Consider the following 19037-nt stretch of genomic DNA (forward strand, 5'->3'; position numbering starts at 1 on the left):
CTCAAAAATCCCCGTGAAAGTACTTGTCACCGGCGGCACCGGATTTGTCGGCAGCCACCTTGTTGATCTTCTCCTGCAAAAAAACTACAGCATCCGATGCCTCATCCGCAAAACGAGCGACACGAAATGGCTGAAGGACAAGCCGATTGAGTTCGTGTATGGAGATTTGTTTGATGAGAATGCCCTGCGCGAAGCAGTCAGCGGCGTCGACTACATCTACCACTCTGCCGGAGTTACGAAAGCCAAGACGAAAGAGGAATACTACCGCGGCAACGCCACCGGAACCAGAAATTTGCTTGAGGCGACTCTGAAGCATAACCCGAAGCTGAAGCGCTTCGTTCAGATCAGCAGTCAGGCGGCAGTCGGGCCGAGCGAAACGAGGACGCCCATCACCGAAGATCGGCCGGCGAATCCGCTAACTACTTACGGCAAAAGCAAATGGCAGGCCGAGGAAGTATGCCACTCAATGATGGACAAGCTGCCGATAACCATTGTCAGGCCACCTGTTGTGTACGGCGAGCGGGATAAAGATGTGTTTGAATTCTTCAACACATACAAAAAAGGCCTGCAACCGATGGTCGGGTTTTCGGAGAAACTCGTGAGCATGATTCACGTTGTTGATTTGGTGAGAGGAATTGTAATGGCGGGAGAAAGCGGGAAATCCGTCGGCCAGACCTACTTCATCACTTCAACACATCAACACGGCTGGGAGGAGATCGGCGAGGCGACGCGTAACGTGATGAACAAAGGCGCATTACGCATCCGGCTGCCGGAGTTTGTTGTGTATATCATCGCGGCGTTTGCGGAGTTCTTCTCACTCTTCAACTCAAAGCCCGCCCTCATCAACTTCGAGAAGGCGAAGGACATGGTGCAGGATTACTGGACGTGCGACCCTTCGAAGGCAAAACGTGACTTCGGGTTCGAGCAGGAGATTTCGTTGCAAGAAGGAATCCGCCGGACGGTTGAGTGGTATGTTGAGATGAAGTGGTTGTGATTCCAGTCTCGCCGCAGAGACGCTGAGAACGCTGAGGTGTCTGACCTGCCTAAGGAGTTTCGAAGCAAGCAATCCCTTGCGTCCCACCCTCAGTATAGTTATTTTGCTGGCGAAATTTGTTCTTTCACTTTCCCCGACGCAAACTGACCATGCCCAAGGTTCGCCTGGCCGGATTTCTTCTTCTGCTCCAATTTGCGTTCTGCGCATCTGCGTTTTCACAAACCTATCTCTTCGATCATTATAACGTCAGTCACGGACTTCCCTCGAACTGGGTAACCCGTATTTACCAAGACTCACAAGGCTATTTGTGGGTTGCGGGAGATGGAGGAATGTCGGTGTACGACGGCGTATCGTTCAAGGAAATTCGTTCCGACCCCAATACTCCCCTGCCGCTTGTCTGGTCCGTGATCGAAAGCCGCAAATCCCCCGGAACGATGTTTGCCGGCACACACGCACAGGGAGTAAGAAGAATTCGAGGTGAACGAATCACGGGGCTGAGCATCGGCGACAACCCAAGCACAAACACAAGCGGCAAGTTATTGGAAGATCGGAACGGCGTTCTTTGGTGCGGAACGAGTTGGGGAGTTTACAGAATTGAAGGCGATTTGGCGGTGCAGTTCGGAGGAGTGCTCGACACGGGATGGACAGGTATTCTTCACCAAACTCAAAGCGGCATCATTATTATTGGCCAGGAGAGGGCGCTTTTTGAGTACTCACCCGCAACAGGATCAATCACCCGACCGAAGTATGCAACACCTAACAGGCAGTATGTTTCCGTTTACGAAGATTCTGACGGTACGCTGTGGTTCGGGACGGTAGAAGGTGCCATAGTCAAAGTTGCTGGCGGTAAAATCACGGCGCAACTCGAAACGACATACGGCGCTCTCGGTTCCGTTGCCGGAGATCGAGATGGCAATTTGTGGTTTTCGTCCAGCCACGGTGTACTGAAGGTTTCCCGGAAGAACTTCCCGAACAGCGAGATGGTCTTACTCACAAGAGAGAATGGCCTTCAGGAAAACGACATCATCGTTTGCTACATTGACCGTGAGGATAATCTCTGGGTCGGCGGCAGAAGCAAGGGACTCTCCAAACTCGCCTACCGCAACATCTTACGGTTCCAGATGGACGAGCTCATCCCCGATATAATCAATAGATCTGTTGCTGTGGATAGCTCGGGCCATCTCTTCGTTGCTGCACAAAATCGCTTGTGGGAATTCTGGAAAAACAACGATGGCAGTTGGCATCGTTACGCTCACCGTATGCAACCGGTCGGTGGAGGGCGTGAACCAAGGGGACTTCGTGGGGGATATTCCGTTGCCTTGGCGCCTGATGGCCTTCTGTGGTTTGCATTTGGAGAGGGGGGGCTCAGGGCTTTCCGTGTCACGCATCGGTCGGGGCTGAGTTCTGTTCTGGAACAAGTGAAGGTGTTGACGCCCGGCAGGGAACTCCCCGTCGGCTCCGTTCTCGGCATTTTCATCACAAGCGACAATCAACTCTGGTATAACAAACGATCAGGGCCTCTGGTCCAACTCGACTTGTCGTCTGGAAAAATCCTGGACACGCACGAAATCGGAGGTGAAATCCATGGCGGCACCGTCCAATCTATGTGCGAGCTGCCAAATGGTGATTTGTGGGTCGGAAGGTTCAATGGCGGCGTTTCCGTTCTTGTCCGAAATGGCAAGAAGTACATTCTCTCCAGAATTCTGACAACACAAGACGGCCTCATTCATGATCGGGTACGATCCGTTGCAATGCGAAGGAACGGCGATGTTTGGGTTGGCACGCGGTTCAACGGGATTTCCATCTACAGCAACGGTAAGTTCCGCACGCTGGGTGCAGCCGACGGTCTGATGAACAACGCCGTGTGGCGCATGGCGGAAGATGAAGAGGGGCGCATGTGGATCGGAACATCCGTCGGCGTTCAGTACACCGACCCCGATAGCAACGCGCTGTTTCGACATCCGAGACTTTCGGGCGACCAGATTGAGGGAATTGGCTGCATCCCCGGCAAGCGAACAATCTGGACACTGTCATCAGGCGAACTCACGATTTTCGATTACGGAAACGAACAAGGAAACATAATCCCGCCGCTTGTTTCCATTGCCGGGCTTCGCATAAACGGGATTGATAGAGAGCTGGAAAACGGCCAGACATTCTCGCATTCGGAGAACTTCTGCGTTATCCGTTTCAACGGTCTCAGCTTCAAAGATCCTGAGGGATTGCAGTTCCGCTATCGCCTGATTGGTCTCGACACAATCTGGCACGAGCCTACAGGCCAGCGCACGGTGGCATTCGGCTCGTTGCGCCCGGGCAAGTACACCTTTGAGGTACGGGCAATGACTGCGGACGGCACTGAAAGTGACGCCTCCGCAACTCTTGCCTTTGCTATTCTTCCTCCCTGGTACCTCTCACCGTGGAGTATCGGGCTTTACATTTTGTTCGGAAGCCTGTCCGTTTTCCTCTACACAAAAATGCGGACAAGAAAACTTGAGAAACACAGTCATGAGTTGGAGCGGATTGTGGCAGAGCGTACGGCGGAAGTCGTCGCACAGCGCAACCGCCTTCACGAACAAGCGGAGAAGTTGCAGGAGATTGATGTCCAGAAGTCCCACTTCTTCGCGAACATCTCGCATGAATTCCGTACGCCGCTCACGGTCATCCTCGGCCATCTCGACCGGCTGATGAACAAGGACGCGGCAAAGAATTTACGTGACTACACAGTCATGGATAGAAATGCGAGACGGCTTCTGCATTTCATCAATCAGCTTCTCGATCTCTCAAAAATCGAAGCAGGCGGAATGACGCTTCGGGCCATCAACACGGATATTGTCTTCTTCGTTAAACGAACGACAGCCTCTCTTTCTTCCTACGCCCAGCACAAAGGTATTGACCTGACATTAAACGGAGCGCCGCCGGATTCCGCCGGACAAAGCGCAATCTTTGCCTATTTCGATCATGACAAGATCGAGAAAGTGTTGGTGAATCTGATTTCAAATGCTTTGAAATTTACGCCGCACGGCGGAAGTGTGGACGTCTCGCTCTCATCAGGTCATGACGTAGAAGGAGTTCAATGCGTTGAGATTTCTGTGAAGGATACAGGAACAGGCATACCGGCAGCAAAACTGCCTTACGTTTTTGACAGGTTCTATCAAGTTGAAGATTACTCCCGTCCCGGTTATGAAGGGACCGGAATCGGGCTTGCCTTGGTGAAGGAGTTGGTCGAGTTGCATCACGGAAACGTTTCAGTACAAAGCACGGAAGGCAAAGGCACGACTTTCACAGTCCGTTTGCCGCTTGGTGCAGCGCATCTTGATGAGGGGGAGATTGCAAAGGACGATGGAAGAACAGATGTTCCGGATATGCGAGTCCTTCCCGATCTCGACCAACCCATTCCTGAAGAACCTGCCGTCTCCGATTCGCCAGATGAATCGAGAGTTTTGATTGTAGAGGATAATGCCGATTTGCGGAATTTCATTCGCGAGCAGCTTGCCGACGAGTATGCCATCATCGAGGCCGGTAACGGCAAAGACGGTTTGCGGAAGGCCGAAGACTTCATGCCCGACCTTGTTGTCAGTGATATCATGATGCCTGAAATGGATGGCTACGCACTTTGCCGCTCAATCAAGACGAATGAGAAAACGAATCACATCCCGGTCATTCTCCTCACCGCTAAAGCTACTACTGAAAATAAGTTAGAGGGATTGGAATTGGGAGCCGACGACTATCTCATGAAGCCGTTTAACCCTCAGGAATTGCAGGTTCGGGTTCGGAATCTCATTCAACTCCGAAAACAGCTTCGGGAAAAATTCAGCAGCGAGATGTTGCTGAAGCCGACGGAGGTGACTGTTCCTTCCCAGCAGAAAGTCTTCCTTGAACGAGTCACCGGCGTTATTGAGAAACATCTCGCCGAAGAAGAATTCAGCGTCGAAACTCTCGCTGCCGAAATCGGCATGAGCCGCTCGCAACTTCACCGCAAACTCAAAGCCCTCACCAACAAAGGGCCGAACGAGTTGATTCGTTCATTCAGACTTCAGCGGGCCGCCGAACTTATCCGCAAGGATGCAGGCTCGCTTGCCGAGATTGCTTACCAAGTCGGCTTCGGCAGCCAGGCGTATTTCACGAGGAGTTTTGGGGAGGAGTTTGGGGTGAGTCCGTCGGAGTATCTAAAAGCATCATCTCATCCGTAGAATGTCCACTTCTGAATGGAGACTTCATCCGTTTGGAAACCTTGCACATGTAAAGTCAAAACACTATTTTGTGCACGGTATGTCCCGTTCTCTCTACAACTTTCTCGCTGTTCTTCTCACCGCAAACATGTTGCTGGTGCTGGCAGATGTGACGTTGCTGTCGCACCGAAGCGATGTGGGTGGCTCCACGTGTTGCTGTGGCCTCGATGGCGGCGCCAACTGTCCGTGCTTCGAAGGAGGCGCAACATGCTGCACGCGACAAGCTCCGGGAGTCTGTTCGCTGGTTCAGGCACCCTGCTCGCCATTGAGCAGTGCTGACGGCGTGATAGCCCTCAAGATCACGGCCACTCTCAATCGGGCGTTAGAATCGGCTCCCGCTGAAGACAAGGACAGGTTCCCTCATTTCTCCACACCTCATACTCTTTCCGCTTTCTCAGCATCGGTGTTCCATCCTCCCGAAGTTCTTCCCGTTTGAAATTTCAAGCGTAATTCGATAACCCTGTTGCCTCAACGGCATTGCACGGGGATAAATCCATCTGTTGCAATTGCAGAAGGCAGGGGACAACTGTTCATTGTCAATATCAATATCATTTCGATCAGGAGGAAGTATGATTCTGCGCGTCAAAGTCACATTGTTGATTTGCGTACTAACACTGGCGGCTCTCACAGGATGCAAGAAGGATGAGAATCCCGTTACAGACACTACAACACCCGACACGAGAAAAGAGGTCGAGTTGAGGTTTTTCCCGAAGTTCGGTTCGACTCCACTCGAGTTGAACAAACGGTTCATGAATGCGAACGCTGATTCCGTCTGGTTTACAACCCTCAAGTTCTACTTATCAGAAACTGCGCTTGTGGACACGATGGGCCGTCTGGTTCCTCTCGAAAGCCCAAGCCACACCCACAAGATCGCTCACGAAGAAACTCCCAACATCTGGATGGTTGATTTCAGCACCGCAACATTTTCCGCGAACGGCTATGTGAGCGTGATCGTGAAGGGGAAACCCGGTAAATATCGCGGCATCAAATTCAGCGTCGGCGTTCCGTATGAATTGAATCACAGGGATGTCTCGACACAGCTTCCGCCGTTGGGACCGAATTCCGGAATGTACTGGTCGTGGAACCCCGGATATATCTTTCACATGATGGAAGGCAAAGTGGATTCTGCGGGAATGCCCGTGAACTTCCTCTACCATCTTGGCACAGATAACAGGAAGGTCACCGCATCACTTGCGGTTCTAAGCGGAACAGTGAGTGAGTTTGTCGTGAGCGAAACAGCGCCGAACGTCTTTTCCGTGGATATCGATTACAGCAAACTCTTTACTCCGGGAATGAATGGCGCGGCAGCGCTCAACTTGAGGCAGAATCCTTCAGAACGCATGCATCATGTCGGTCCGGCAAATCTCGCCGACAGGATCTTTTTGAATACTGCGGCGATGTTCTCACGACGTCCCTGAGTACCGGAAAACGGGAGGCTCGCCGCGAGCGGGCTTCCCCTGGGTTAATGCCTATGAAAACACTCAAGATCATTATTGTCGCCGCTGTTCTTGCCGCACTCTTCGCGGGTTGCGTCAAGGTGGATGGTGTCGTGGAGCCGGTCGAGGAAACATTTCGCTTGCCGAATTTTCCGGGCTTCCCTCCTGTGCCGGTTCCGGCCCACAATCCCATGAGCACGGCAAAAGTCACTCTGGGACGTCATTTGTTCTTCGACCCACGATTCAGTCGTGACAGTTCCGTTTCTTGCGCCTCCTGCCACAAGCCGGAATTTGCCTTCGCAGATGCAGGAAATCGCACGAGCGCAGGATTTGCCGGCCTTCGCGGTACGCGCAACACACCGGGCTTGACGAACACTGCCTACGGTACCTCATTCTTCTGGGAAGGCGGTGTTCTGACATTGGAGATTCAGGTTGTCTCGCCGATTCTGAATCCGGTCGAGATGAACATGAACACCGATACGCTTGTTTTGAGGCTCATGCAAGAGCCGCGCTATGCAACGCTATTTACCAAAGCGTGGGGAGACTCTCGTATTACTCTTGAGCGCATCACCCATTCAATTGCTGCCTTTGAGAGAACCATCTTGAGTGGCTCCTCGCCGTTCGACAAGTGGACGAGAGGAGACCGCAGCGCTATCAGCGCATCAGCGGCACGCGGCGCCGACCTGTTCTTTGGCGAGCGCGGGGATTGCTTTCATTGCCACGGCGGATTCAACTTCACAGATAATGCGTTTCATAATACCGGACTCGACTCTGTGACCATTGACCCCGGAAGGTACCTCATCACGAACAATGAAACGGACAAGGGAAGATTCAAGACCCCGACCTTGCGGAACATTGCGCTGACATCCCCTTATATGCACGACGGACGCTTTACATCACTTGAAGAAGTTGTCCGACACTATAACTCCGGCGGCAAGCCGCACCCTAATCGGGACATCCTGATGCGTCCGTTGGGACTTACTGAGAGCGAGGTACAGGATATTGTTGCTTTCTTGGAAGCCCTGACAGATTTGACATTTACAACCAATCCGGAGTTACAGGATCCATGGCAAAATTGAGAGGAATGAGGACGACCGTTGCCTCACTACTTGCACTGCTGCTTTTGCCGTCTGCCGGTACCGCATGCGATTTTTGCAACTGTCTCATGGGCATCAATCCGTTTTACAGCAGTCAAAATAGCATCGCCGTTCATTTTCTCTACCAGCAATCGCATCATGCGTCGGTTCTTTCTGACGCAGGGCAAGATTCCGACGCGCCCCTCCTAAAAGCTGCACCGGAAGGAGCCAATCACCTGCATCACGGTGGAACCGGCTTTTCGGGAGAAACAAGAGAATATCGTCGAACGATTGAGCTGGCGTATCAACATCATCTCTCAGAGCACATACTTGTAACATTGTTGGTTCCGTTTTCATTCGTCACTGTGCAATCGTCAACAAGTCTCTCAATCCAGGGAAACGGAGACGCGACGCTGACGGGACAGTATGTTGCGGTGCTTGATGAACGTGCAGGAAGCAAGTTCACGCTATTGTTTGGCGGCGGGGTGCAATTACCGACAGGGCGATCCAATGCCAAAGACAAGAATGGGACTCTCCTCGACTTCAGGCTTCAGCCGGGGTCCGCCTCTGTTGGTTTTGTGCTGACTACTTCAGGATTTTACCAAACGGAGTCGTGGGTCTTCGCAGCAGACATCTTCGGAAAGATGAACCGGAGAAACAGCGCCGGCAGCCGCCTCGGCAATAGTCTTTTAGCTACCCTGCTTGCCAGCAGAGACATTCTGCGCGACAACCCTTCCCTCTTTGCACTCACCGCATCCGCAGGAATCCGGGCTGAGTTCACCGGACAGGACATTCTCACCGGCAACAAAGACCCGGACTCGGGGGCGGAAGTGTATTATCTTAACGGTGGAACGGAGCTCGCCTATGATTTTCTTCGATTCGATCTGCGGGCTCTTGTTCCATTGCACCAACGAAGGTCCGGCAATGCTCCACAAGAGTCAACACGGTTCATGGCAGGCTTGCGGGTTATGTTCTAACAGATGAACCGGATGTCTTGTTGTTGCTATTCGCAGATCTCGACATCCTTTCACTTCGTGAGAAGCATCTTTCGCAAAGAGACAAAGTTGCCCGATTGCAGTCTGTAAAAATAGACCCCACTTGCAAGATTGAGCGCATCGAACTTCGTTTCGAAACTTCCGGCTTCCAGCAATTCATTCACCAACACTTGAACTTCCCGACCAAGCAGATCATAGACCTTCAACGTTACGTGGCCGGAAACCGGAATCCGGAACTTGATTGTCGTGCTGGGATTGAACGGGTTCGGGTAGTTCTCATCCAACCGGAACGCCACAGGCAAGGCACTTTCTTGTCCAACATGCGTCGTCGAATTCACTCCGACAATCATCCGGAGGGAGCGGGATGTATAGTCCGAAATGTAGATCGTATCTCCGCCGGCGGTCGCTACAATCCCATTGGGATTGTTAAACGTGGCCGTTGCAACGGGACCGTCAGCATTTCCGGCGACGCCTGTTCCTGCAAACACAACTGCGCCGCTTCCGTTTAACGGGACTTTATAGATTCTGTTATCCTGCCATCCTGTGGCGTAAATTGCATTGCCTGATAACGTCATGAAACCGAGCCAGCCCGGAATGTCGCCGATCTCCTGCAGTCCTGTGCCAGGTACATATCGGAAGATTTTCCCATCATTGAAATTCCCGATGTACAAGACCCCCTGGCCGTCCCTGACAAGTCCGATGGGCCCGTTCAATAAACCGCCGGAGAGGAAGTCCGATACGCCAAGATTTGTGTCGACCAATGATATCTTGTTTAGATTGTAATGCGTCACAAGCAGACTCCCATCGCTATTGAACATCAACGTAGCAGGGTCCGTGATGGTTAACAGTGTTGAGCTTGTGCCGGCAGGTGTAATTTTGGAGATGGAACTGCCAGAGGCGTTCGGGACGTACAAGTCTCCATTCGGCCCGAATGTAATGCCATTGGGACTTGAAAGTCCGCCAGCAAAAATGCTTGCCTGTCCTGTCGGAGTGATTTTTGTTACTGTTGTACCATAGTAGAGAGACGCGTAAATATTCCCGGCGGCATCGAGCGCGAGGCCGTCATTGAATGTAGAATTGGACACGATTGTCGATACCGTTTGCGCTGATGAAACGGTGCAAGCAATCAAGGTTGCAGCAAGAATCTGCCAAGGTCGGGTCATGCGGTACATCCTCCTGATATTGAATTGATTGTTGATCTTCACGGCGCAATGATAGTCAATCAACAGTCGGAAATCGTTCGGGCTTATAATGTCGGACGAGTTCAGGAAAGGATACCACAAAAAGCCGGGGATTTTCAGCGTCTACGAAGTGGAGGACTGTACAAACTCCCGGGGGGTTTGGCTGGTCAGTTTCTTGAAGGCGGTATTAAACGTGGTCTTTGAGTTGAATCCTGATTCCAGGGCGAGCGCAAACAGGGTCATTGTGGCGAGCTTTTCCTTGGTAGCATTCTTCTTGAATTCATCCACTCGGAATGCATTTACAAAATCGAAGAAGTTCTTCCCGAACCGCTCGTTAATGAGCCTTGAGAGAAGATGGGGGCTTATCCCCGTCATCGCCGACAGTTCTTGAAGCGTTAGTTTTGGTTCAAGGTAGGGTTTTCTCTCTCTCATCACTCCTTCCAATACCGACGCGAGCATTTCGACATTCTCCATACCTCCCGTTTTTACCCCCGCCCTGACCTGAGGCTCGAACGTGTTGAATACTTCCGGATTGCGGAGGATATAATACCCCAATCCGATAATCAGCACCGAAAGGCTGATCCAGACGAGATGGTAGCCGGCGAAACTGTGCAGCGCCTCCGGGCCGAGGAACCGGAGAACAAAGCTGACTGACCAGAAAAACACGCCGACAAATGTTATCCCGAGAAGGACCTTGTAGAAGGCGATTTGCGGCAAGGTCGAGCTGTTCTCGTAACTGCCTTTCTGATATGACCTCAGGAGCTTAAGATTCATCACCAGATAGAAGTAGTTCTGACAAATTGCAATCAACTCCAATCCATAGAAGACATTCTGCAATCGCACGCTTTGTTCGACAAACCCCTCCCTGTCCAGAAACATAAAGGGAAGGATGAGTACCACGAACGCGAAGAGGGGAAGAAAGTGTGCCCAGATACTGATGCGTTGATATGAAGTGATACCAAAGAGTTTCACAAAGTACAGATAGAGAAGCGGGCCGTAGAAGAAGATGACCAAGTCTCCCACAAACAACGCCTTGAACAGGAATAGTGTTGGCTGACTTGCCGTGTACGCATAGCGCCCGAGAAGCGCTACAGAAATGAGAAGGATGAAAATGGCGGCAATGTTGTTCGCTTCCTTGTTTCCCCTTTTGAGACCGAGAATGGAGAAGAAGAGGATGATCCCCTGCAGAGCGCCAAGGAGTATGAGAATTGACAGCAAACTCATGGAAATAAATCCCGAATAATGGTTGAAGTGGGTGAACGAATCTTCTTCAAAGACAGCGAGAAGATAGAGAAATTGGCAAGGTTTGGCAAGCAGCAAAAAAGGCAGCGCCCTGACGGAGGGCCAGGGCGCTGATATCAATACATGATGTGCAGCTACTTTGTTAGAAGCATTTTCTTTGCTGAGATGTGCACTCCCGCTCGCATGGAGTAGAAATATACACCGCTTGAAAACCCCGCGGCATCCCACGCCACTTCGTACGTTCCGGGCTGCTTCGCCTCACTCACGAGTGTTGCGACTTTCCTGCCAAGGATATCGTACACTGCCAACTCCACAAACTCAAGACTCGCAACTCTAAACTCAATTCTCGTGCTCGGATTGAACGGATTGGGATAGTTCTGCGAGAGTTCAAATGATTGCGGAAGTTCTGCAGACGATTCACCGACACCGACAACAACAATCCCCTGCCCTTCAGTCACCGTGTACCGGTTGTTGACGGCAACATTGGTAAACGACTGTTGTAATCCCCGCGGCCACTCGATTCTCAACGTATCAATGACAGTCGCATTGCCAAACCCGAAGTGTACGTTCAGCATGTTCATCCCGTCGAACGAATTCTGACTCGATATTTCACGCACCTGCCACACGGGAGTTCCATTGATAATGGCACGTGCTCGCACTTTCGCCCCGATTGCGGACCGGTTGGACATCACGCCAACGAGACGGATATTGACCCAGGAGTTTCCGTTGCTCAGGTCGTTCCGGAACAGCCCGCGGGCGCCGCTTGCTCCTGTAATCATCAGGTCGATGTCGCCATCGTTATCGTAATCACCCGCAGCCGCCCCACGGTGTTGTCCGTTCACCGAAACTACTGACAGAGTGTCGACCCGCGTAAATGTGCCGTTGCCGTTGTTCCGGTAGTAGCGATTCGGCTGGTTGGCTTCATTCGTGACGAGGCAATCGAGGTCACCGTCGTTGTCGAAATCCGCCCAGACATTTGCCAGCGAGACGCCGATATCGGAGGCAATCGAGCCAACCTGCGCAAACGTCATGCGCGTGAACGTGCCTCCATCGTTGCGGTACAGGTTGTTCGGGATCGTCGAATTGTAGTTCGTAAGATACGCATCGAAGTCGCCGTCGTTGTCATAGTCGATCCAATTCCATATCTGGCCGTCGACAGGATCGGTCGCAATCGGGGAAGTCGTGATGCGTGTGAACGATGCGTTCGAGGTTTCCGTCAGCCAGTTGCGATACAGATTATCGGGGGCGAGTGTTCCATTCGCGGGCCCGCTGCCGATGAAGAGGTCGATGTCGCCGTCGTTATCGTAATCCGACCAGGAAGGCACCGTGTAAGGCCCCAATCCCATCGTGATCACTGTGCTATCGATCCTGGCGAATGCCCCGTTGCCGTTGTTTCTGAAGAGTCGGTTCGTACTGTCGATTCCGGCAAACCCGTTCGCTGCCGCGATCACCAGATCGACGAAGCCGTCATTGTCGTAGTCTCCCCACGCACACGCCCATCCCTTGTTGCGAAGAGTGTCGCCAATCTCGCCTGTTGTGATTTTTGTGAACACACCGCCGCCATCGTTCCTGTACAGAAAAGATCCGCGCGGGTTGCCTGCGGCGATGAAGCAATCAATGTCGCCGTCGTTGTCATAATCCGCCCACGAGTTCCCCAATGCGGCTCCCTGGAAAGTGATCGCATTCGGCAGCCCGATGAAGTTCCCGTTGCCGATGTTTTGATACAACTGACGTCGTGTGACGAACATATCCAGAAGCCCGTCATTGTTGAAGTCAATCCAGCTTGCGCCCTCGTACGCAGCTTGCGCCGGGTCGGTGACAATCGGGTTTGTCGGGTCGGTCACCTGGACGAAAGTCTGCGCGATCCCCGCCGCAGTAACCCTGAGTATGCATCCAACGGTCAAGAGTATCCATAGCTTCATGTACGCCTCCTATTGTTTTCTTTGAATAGTGAATCTTCCACAACACCTAACGAGTGAGCAGCGCCTTCACCGTCTGCGTAAATCCGTTTGCCCTTGCCCGTATGTAATAAACACCCGATGCAGCCGTCAATCCATTCTTGTTCAATCCGTCCCAAGTAGTGGAGTGTTCACCCGGCTCAAATTCTCCGTCAACCAGCCGTCGGAGTTCCTGTCCCAGTTGGTTATGAACAGCAACGAGAACATGGGACCTGCCCGTCAATCCAAACCGGAGAGTCGTCGTGGGATTGAACGGATTGGGGTAGTTCTGGTGCAGTTCAAATCCTTCCGGCTTTTGCTGATTGGGTGAGGATAGACCGCTGAGCCCGCCACCTTCAATGATTGTGACAATCCTGTTGGGGAGGACATCGATGAAGTAATCGGTCTGGCCTGATGGCCACTCGACGGTAATTGAATCAACAACCGAAGCGTTGCCGAAGCCAACATGCAGGAGGAGATTCTGGCTGTTGTATCCTGTCTGCGCGGCGACTTCGCGCATTTGCCACGCCGGCAATCCGGCGACAGTCGCCTTGAGTCTGACTTTTGTCCCAATTGCCGATGTGTTCGACGCCGTGCCTACGCATTTGATGGTGAGCCATGAATTCGAGTTGCCGTTGTTCTTGTAAAGAAAATCCCGCTGATTCAACCGGTTGGCGACGAAGAGATCGAGCGCACCGTCATTGTCATAGTCGGCGGCCGAACATCCGAACGAATTCGCGATTGTATTGACGATCTCTCCTGTCGTAACTTTGGAGAAAGCAAACGCCGGCGGACCGGAGTTCAGGTAGAGAAAATCAGCCCCGCCATCATTCGCAACAAAGAGGTCAAGATCGCCATCGTTGTCCACATCGGCCCAGACGCTTCCAATCGAGTTGCCGCCGCCGTTCGAGACAATACCGGTGTCGATAGGTACGAGAGAGAAGTCCGGCGGGCCGCTGTTGCGGTACAGAATGTTGTTCTGCCCGAGGAAGTTTGCGACAAACAGGTCGAGGTAACCGTCGTTGTTGAAGTCTCCCCAACTGGCACCGAGTGTCGCGCGCGCATCGAGGAGTGTTGTCCGGACAAAATACCCGTTGCCATGATTCGTGAACAGATAGTCGTTCTGGCCTCCGGCATTGCCAAGAAAGAAATCCGGCTTGCGGTCGTTGTTGTAGTCGGCCCAAACGCCGGCAATGGAAAAATTGCTGCCGTCCTGCACAATTGTCCCGGTATCCGCACGCGTGAACGTATATGTCGGCGGGCCGCCATTGTAGTAGAGAAAATTATCGGCCTGAAAATTCACCACAAAGAGATCGAGGTGGCCGTCGTTGTTGATATCCACCCACGAACTGCTGTTGGAGTTTGCAAGATCCGTGGCCGGGCTTCCGGTTGTGACTTTCACAAACGACGTATCACCGTCGCCGACGTAGAGAAAATTGCCGAACAGCGGCCCCGATGCCGGCTGACGGTTGGTGATAAACAAGTCCAGGTTTCCATCGTTGTTGAAATCTCCCAATGTTCCGCCGATGGACGAGCCGCCATCCGCAATCACCGGCCCCGTGGTCAGTTTTGTAAAGCCGCCGTTGCGATTGTTCAGGTAGAGGCCGTTCTGTTGGTCGGTGAGATTGCCGTGCGGCACAAAGATGTCCAGGAACCCATCGTTGTTGAAGTCACCCCAACTTCCACCGCCGCTTTCGAATTCATCGGTGACAAGAGGGTTCGAAGGATCCGTGATTTTGGTGAATGTCTGCGCGGAGATCGATGTTGCAATCAACATGCCGCCGGCTGTTGCCAACAGGTTGAGAATGCCCTTGCTCCTTTTCATTCTTTTTCCCTTCAAGGTTAAGATACCGTTGTGCCAATGAATAGACGCAGCTATCTCGTGAGTACAATCCTGACTGTTGTACTGAACCCATCGGTTCTTCCGCGAACGTAGTACACACCTGATGAGACCGGCAATCCGTTTCTGTTCATCCCATCCCACACCAAAGAATGCTCCCCTTGCTGAACATCTCCATCAACAAGGCGTCGGATTTCCTGTCCGAGTTGGTTGTGGATTGTAATAAGAACCCGGGATTCGCCTCGGAGCTCAAAGCGAATCGTTGTCGAAGGATTGAACGGATTGGGATAGTTCTGATGCAATCGGAAGCCGGCAGGCAATTCTGCTGCATTGCCCTCTCCCGCCGATGTCACGCCCGCGTCAAGGGCTTTTGTTTTCCATGCGCCGCGCCCGAGCGTCGAGATCCGCAGCGTTCTATCGAGCGGGTGGTAGTGTATGTCCGTCGCATACACGAGCGGCAGTTCATCGTTGAACTCAAACCATTCCGCACCGCCGTTCGTCGTTGCAAACACCCCGAGGTCTGTGGCAACATAAAGGTGGTTCGATGAGTACGGACTGACGGCAATGGCGCCCATCGTCACATCAGGGAGGTTTGAGGTGATATCAACCCAGGTGTCGCCAAAATCCGTTGACTTCTTTATATGGTCTTGATTCACAGAGGCGCTATTGCGAACCGCATACAGTGTTCCCGATACTGACGGATCGACTTCAAGATCAACAACTCTCCACGACGGGATAGAAGGGTGTGTAATTGGAGTCCACCCCGTTCCGCCGTCTGTACTTCTCCAGACTGTCCAGGCGGTGTTTGTGTAGGAGTGCGCATAAAACAGATCCGGATTCTGCTGGTCTATGGCGATCGTCCTGACGTTCGGAACATCGGCGATCGGGCTCCAGAGCGAACCGCCGTTCGTTGTCCTGAAGATTTTTGTGACGCCGGAACAGTACAGAACATTCGGATCAAGCGGATGCATGACGAGCGGGGCGACAATCGGACCGGACTCCGCCATGCCGTTGTTGATAGGAAACGTGTTCGTCCGCCAGTTGGACCCGCCCGTTGTCGACTTGTTGTGATACCCGAAGAAGAAATCGCCGTAAAAGATATTTGTATTCGTTGGGTGAATGATGACCGCCATACCGTCATTGGCTGACCACCTGTACCAACGTGTATTTCCACCGGAAGAGTTGAGCCACTGAAGTCCGTGATCCTGGAATCCTGCAATCACAAGATTTGTGTCGGAAGGCGCACTGGCAATCTTGTAAAGTTGCCCGGTAACCAGGTCTTTGTTGACTTTATTCCACCACAATCCTCCGTTCGTCGACTTCTGCACTCCGCCGTCGTTGAACACGTAGATTGTGTTCGGATTGGTTGGATCGAAACCAATATCCCATTGGTCAACATACGTGAGGCCCGCGTTGCTGTATTGCAGACCGTTCGATGTCCAATCGTGCCACGTCCAACTTGCACCGCCGTCGCTCGACCTGAACAACCGGATGCCTCCGAAGAACAACAGATCCGGATTGTCCGGCGAAACACCCAGAACATTGTTGAGCCATCCTTGACACACGTTCGTGTTTGGTGGAGGATAACAGAAGACGTTCGGCGTACCCGCCAGCAGATTCCATGAGTCTCCGCCATTTGTGGATTTGTACAATCCAAGCAAGCTGCTATTCGACGCGCCTGAGAGTCCCGCGTAAAGAACGGAGGGAACCGAATGACACATGGCGAGACTCGTCAAACCGATTGTCGCTCCGACCGGCAAGCCATTCTCCATGCGCGCCCAGGATGCTCCAGCATCTGTTGTCCGGTAGATGCCGTCCGCCTGAAGCGCTGCGTACATGATGTTTGGCGAAGCAGGATTCACAAGAATTGTCGAAGCCCGACCGGTTCTTATCTGCGACCACGTGTCTCCCTCGTCGGTTGACTTCCATATACCATTGGTCGCAGCAAGGTACACGGTGTTTGCATCGCTCGGGTGCCATGCGAAACCAAACATTCCAACGCCGGCACTTGGCGACACCGAGAAGCCTGTCGGTAGCCACGTTATTCCGCGGTCGGTCGATTTCAAAACGCCGACTCCGGGGGCGAGTGAAAACCCGAATTGTTCAAAGATCCCCGTGCCCAGCAGCATCACGTTTCGATTCGTCGGTTTGATGGCGATACAGGAAACGTACAGCGAGGGAAGTTCATCCGTCATTGCTTCCCACGCTTCGCCCCCGTTGGTCGTACGCCACAATCCTCCCGAACCCGCTCCCGCCCAGAGCGTTTGGCTGTCCGTCGGGTCGAACGCGTGGCAAATCATTCTGCCCGCCATCGAGTCAATCGTGTTCGGGCCGATGCTCTGCCATTGTGCCGCGGGTCTCGTGCCGCCCTTCTGCAGTTCCTCGTACCTGAACCGGCGGAACTCGTTCCACCTTCGTTCTTCATCCACAATTCCGTCATCGTTCTTCTTCATTTCGTACAGCCATTTCAACCTGAGGTAGGGATAGTAGCCCGTTCCCTTCATATCCTCCGGCTTGATTCCTTTCGAGAAGAAGTTCCGCTCATAGAACTCATCCCAGTATCGAACTGCCTGCTCACCATTTCTTGGAACGTCCGGGACGAATTGGGCCAGTGCAATTGGTGCAGGAAATGATGAAATGGCAAGAATGAAGATGAAAGAACGCATCTACCACCTCAATTTGAAGTGAACGATGAAACAGAGCAGGTTGGCCTATTGTACTGAGATTGACTGCGGGAAGTTATCCCCCTGTTTGGGGGAAATTGTCGCGATGGGAGATCAGCGCGTCAAATCAATCAGCGAGTTCGTGTTTGTCAACAATTGGCAGGTTGAAACTCCTCACGATTCAGGCCTTCTCAGTGACTTTGTAATCTTCGCGAACGGGAAAGAGAATACTATCAGACAATATGAAATGGAGTGCGGAAGGAAGCACTGAGCGGGATTCGGCTCCCGCGTCCTGAAGATGAATCTACGGCATTGTGTCATTGCTTTCGGGTCTCCACAACAATGGATGCGATCCGCTTAGGCAAGTCGATGACCATTTCATTCGATCGTGAATTGATCCCCCACGTGTTCGAGATGACAGCAATGACCAAATCACTCTCAGGATACACCCACAATGCAGCCTGGGTTCCGGCAAAAGCTCCCGTAATGTGGATTCGTCGCTCACCTGAATCATCGGCCACAAACCAGCCGAAACTCCAGGGTGATTCAACATCACCGTGCCTGATTCTCGCGTAGAAAAGGTCCAGCGATTCCCTTGTGAAAAATCCCGGACGAACAATTGCCTGTCCGAATCGAACAAGATCCTCGGCGGTTGTGATGATGTTTCCCCCACCCATATTGTAGCTATAGTCAAGCCGGGGGACTTTCATGACGTCCGGGCTTTCTTTGTATGAAAAATAATGGTAGAAGCTGTAGTTCTCCGTCCTTTCGGGGATTACTTGGCGGACGTTTTCAAACTCTGTCTGGTTGAGACGCAGCGGTCGGAGAATGGTCTCCTCCACATATTCCCTGTAGGATCGTCCGGAAACACTTTGGATTGCGGCTGCCAACAGGTTGTATCCATAGCTTGTATAGGAGTACTTGCTTCCCGGTGCAAACAGCAACGTGTCGTTTTCAAACAGCCCCAACGCATCAACAACATCAGTATAGTGCCGTGCGAAGAACGACGAATCCCTTTCGCCCCCGACATATGAACGGATTCCGGCCAAGTGCCCCGCAAGCAAGCGAGGTGTGATTTCACGAGCATGTTTCTTCGGAAAAGCGGGTACATAGCGTTGGATGGGAGCGTCAAGATCAATCTTCTCTGTCTCATAAAGTTTGACAAGCGCCGCACCTGTGAACGCTTTGGTTACACTTGCCACAGGAAAGCGTGTCGTTGTGCTGACCGGAATCTTTCGTTCAAGATCAGCGTAGCCGAGACCTTCAGAAAACACGAGTGTGCCTCCCAGAAGAACGGCAGCGCTCAGGCCGACGTTGCGTTGCTTCTCATGAACTTCCTTCAATGCCCCCAGTATTCCGTCATGCTGCTCTTTCGAAAGCACTGGTTGAGTATTCTGTACTCCCTGCTGTGCGAGCAGTAATGCACCGAAGAGTACAGCTACTGTCA

12 protein-coding genes are annotated in these 19037 nt (G+C 52.4%); 6 read left to right on the forward strand and 6 right to left on the reverse strand.

Features of this window, described 5'->3' with window-relative positions; all coding sequences use genetic code 11:
- Positions 1-7: 7 nt before the first annotated feature.
- The 6 genes from KF749_16050 (at position 8) to KF749_16075 (ending at position 8709) form a co-directional block, all read left to right on the forward strand.
- Positions 8-994 carry an NAD-dependent epimerase/dehydratase family protein gene (locus KF749_16050; protein ID MBX2992667.1) on the forward strand — a complete coding sequence of 329 codons (987 nt, stop codon included), beginning with the start codon at positions 8-10 and terminating at the stop codon, positions 992-994.
- Between the two features lie 149 nt (positions 995-1143).
- Positions 1144-5181, forward strand: a complete 4038-nt coding sequence (locus KF749_16055) for a response regulator (GenBank protein ID MBX2992668.1) — start codon at positions 1144-1146, stop codon at positions 5179-5181.
- 79 nt (positions 5182-5260) lie between these two features.
- Positions 5261-5656 (forward strand): hypothetical protein, encoded by a 396-nt coding sequence (locus KF749_16060; GenBank protein MBX2992669.1) that lies wholly within the window; start codon positions 5261-5263, stop codon positions 5654-5656.
- A gap of 133 nt (positions 5657-5789) precedes the next feature.
- On the forward strand, positions 5790-6638 hold the full coding sequence (locus KF749_16065) for a hypothetical protein (protein MBX2992670.1): 849 nt from the start codon (positions 5790-5792) through the stop codon (positions 6636-6638).
- A gap of 53 nt (positions 6639-6691) precedes the next feature.
- Positions 6692-7735: a c-type cytochrome gene (locus KF749_16070; GenBank protein ID MBX2992671.1), complete on the forward strand. Its 1044-nt coding sequence runs from the start codon at positions 6692-6694 to the stop codon at positions 7733-7735.
- Positions 7723-8709 (forward strand): transporter, encoded by a 987-nt coding sequence (locus KF749_16075; GenBank protein MBX2992672.1) that lies wholly within the window; start codon positions 7723-7725, stop codon positions 8707-8709. The genes KF749_16070 and KF749_16075 overlap by 13 nt, the downstream gene beginning before the upstream one ends.
- Positions 8710-8759: 50 nt before the next feature.
- Here KF749_16075 and KF749_16080 read toward each other — a convergent pair whose 3' ends face one another.
- The 6 genes from KF749_16080 to KF749_16105 all read right to left on the reverse strand — a co-directional run.
- On the reverse strand, positions 8760-9890 hold the full coding sequence (locus KF749_16080; GenBank protein ID MBX2992673.1) for a T9SS type A sorting domain-containing protein: 1131 nt from the start codon (positions 9888-9890) through the stop codon (positions 8760-8762).
- 141 nt (positions 9891-10031) lie between these two features.
- The gene (locus KF749_16085; protein ID MBX2992674.1) at positions 10032-11132 is read right to left on the reverse strand and encodes an AraC family transcriptional regulator; all 1101 of its coding nucleotides are present in this window, start codon (positions 11130-11132) and stop codon (positions 10032-10034) included.
- A 152-nt stretch (positions 11133-11284) separates the two neighbouring features.
- Positions 11285-13072 (reverse strand): VCBS repeat-containing protein, encoded by a 1788-nt coding sequence (locus KF749_16090; protein ID MBX2992675.1) that lies wholly within the window; start codon positions 13070-13072, stop codon positions 11285-11287.
- Between the two features lie 46 nt (positions 13073-13118).
- Positions 13119-14912 carry a VCBS repeat-containing protein gene (locus KF749_16095; protein MBX2992676.1) on the reverse strand — a complete coding sequence of 598 codons (1794 nt, stop codon included), beginning with the start codon at positions 14910-14912 and terminating at the stop codon, positions 13119-13121.
- A 50-nt stretch (positions 14913-14962) separates the two neighbouring features.
- Positions 14963-17593 (reverse strand): T9SS type A sorting domain-containing protein, encoded by a 2631-nt coding sequence (locus tag KF749_16100; protein MBX2992677.1) that lies wholly within the window; start codon positions 17591-17593, stop codon positions 14963-14965.
- Positions 17594-17907: 314 nt separating this feature from the next.
- Positions 17908-19037 (reverse strand): beta-lactamase family protein (locus tag KF749_16105; protein MBX2992678.1); only part of this gene is annotated, 1130 nt, incomplete at its 5' end.

The organism is Bacteroidota bacterium (assembly GCA_019637975.1).
GTDB lineage: Bacteria > Bacteroidota > Ignavibacteria > UBA10030 > UBA6906 > CAADGV01.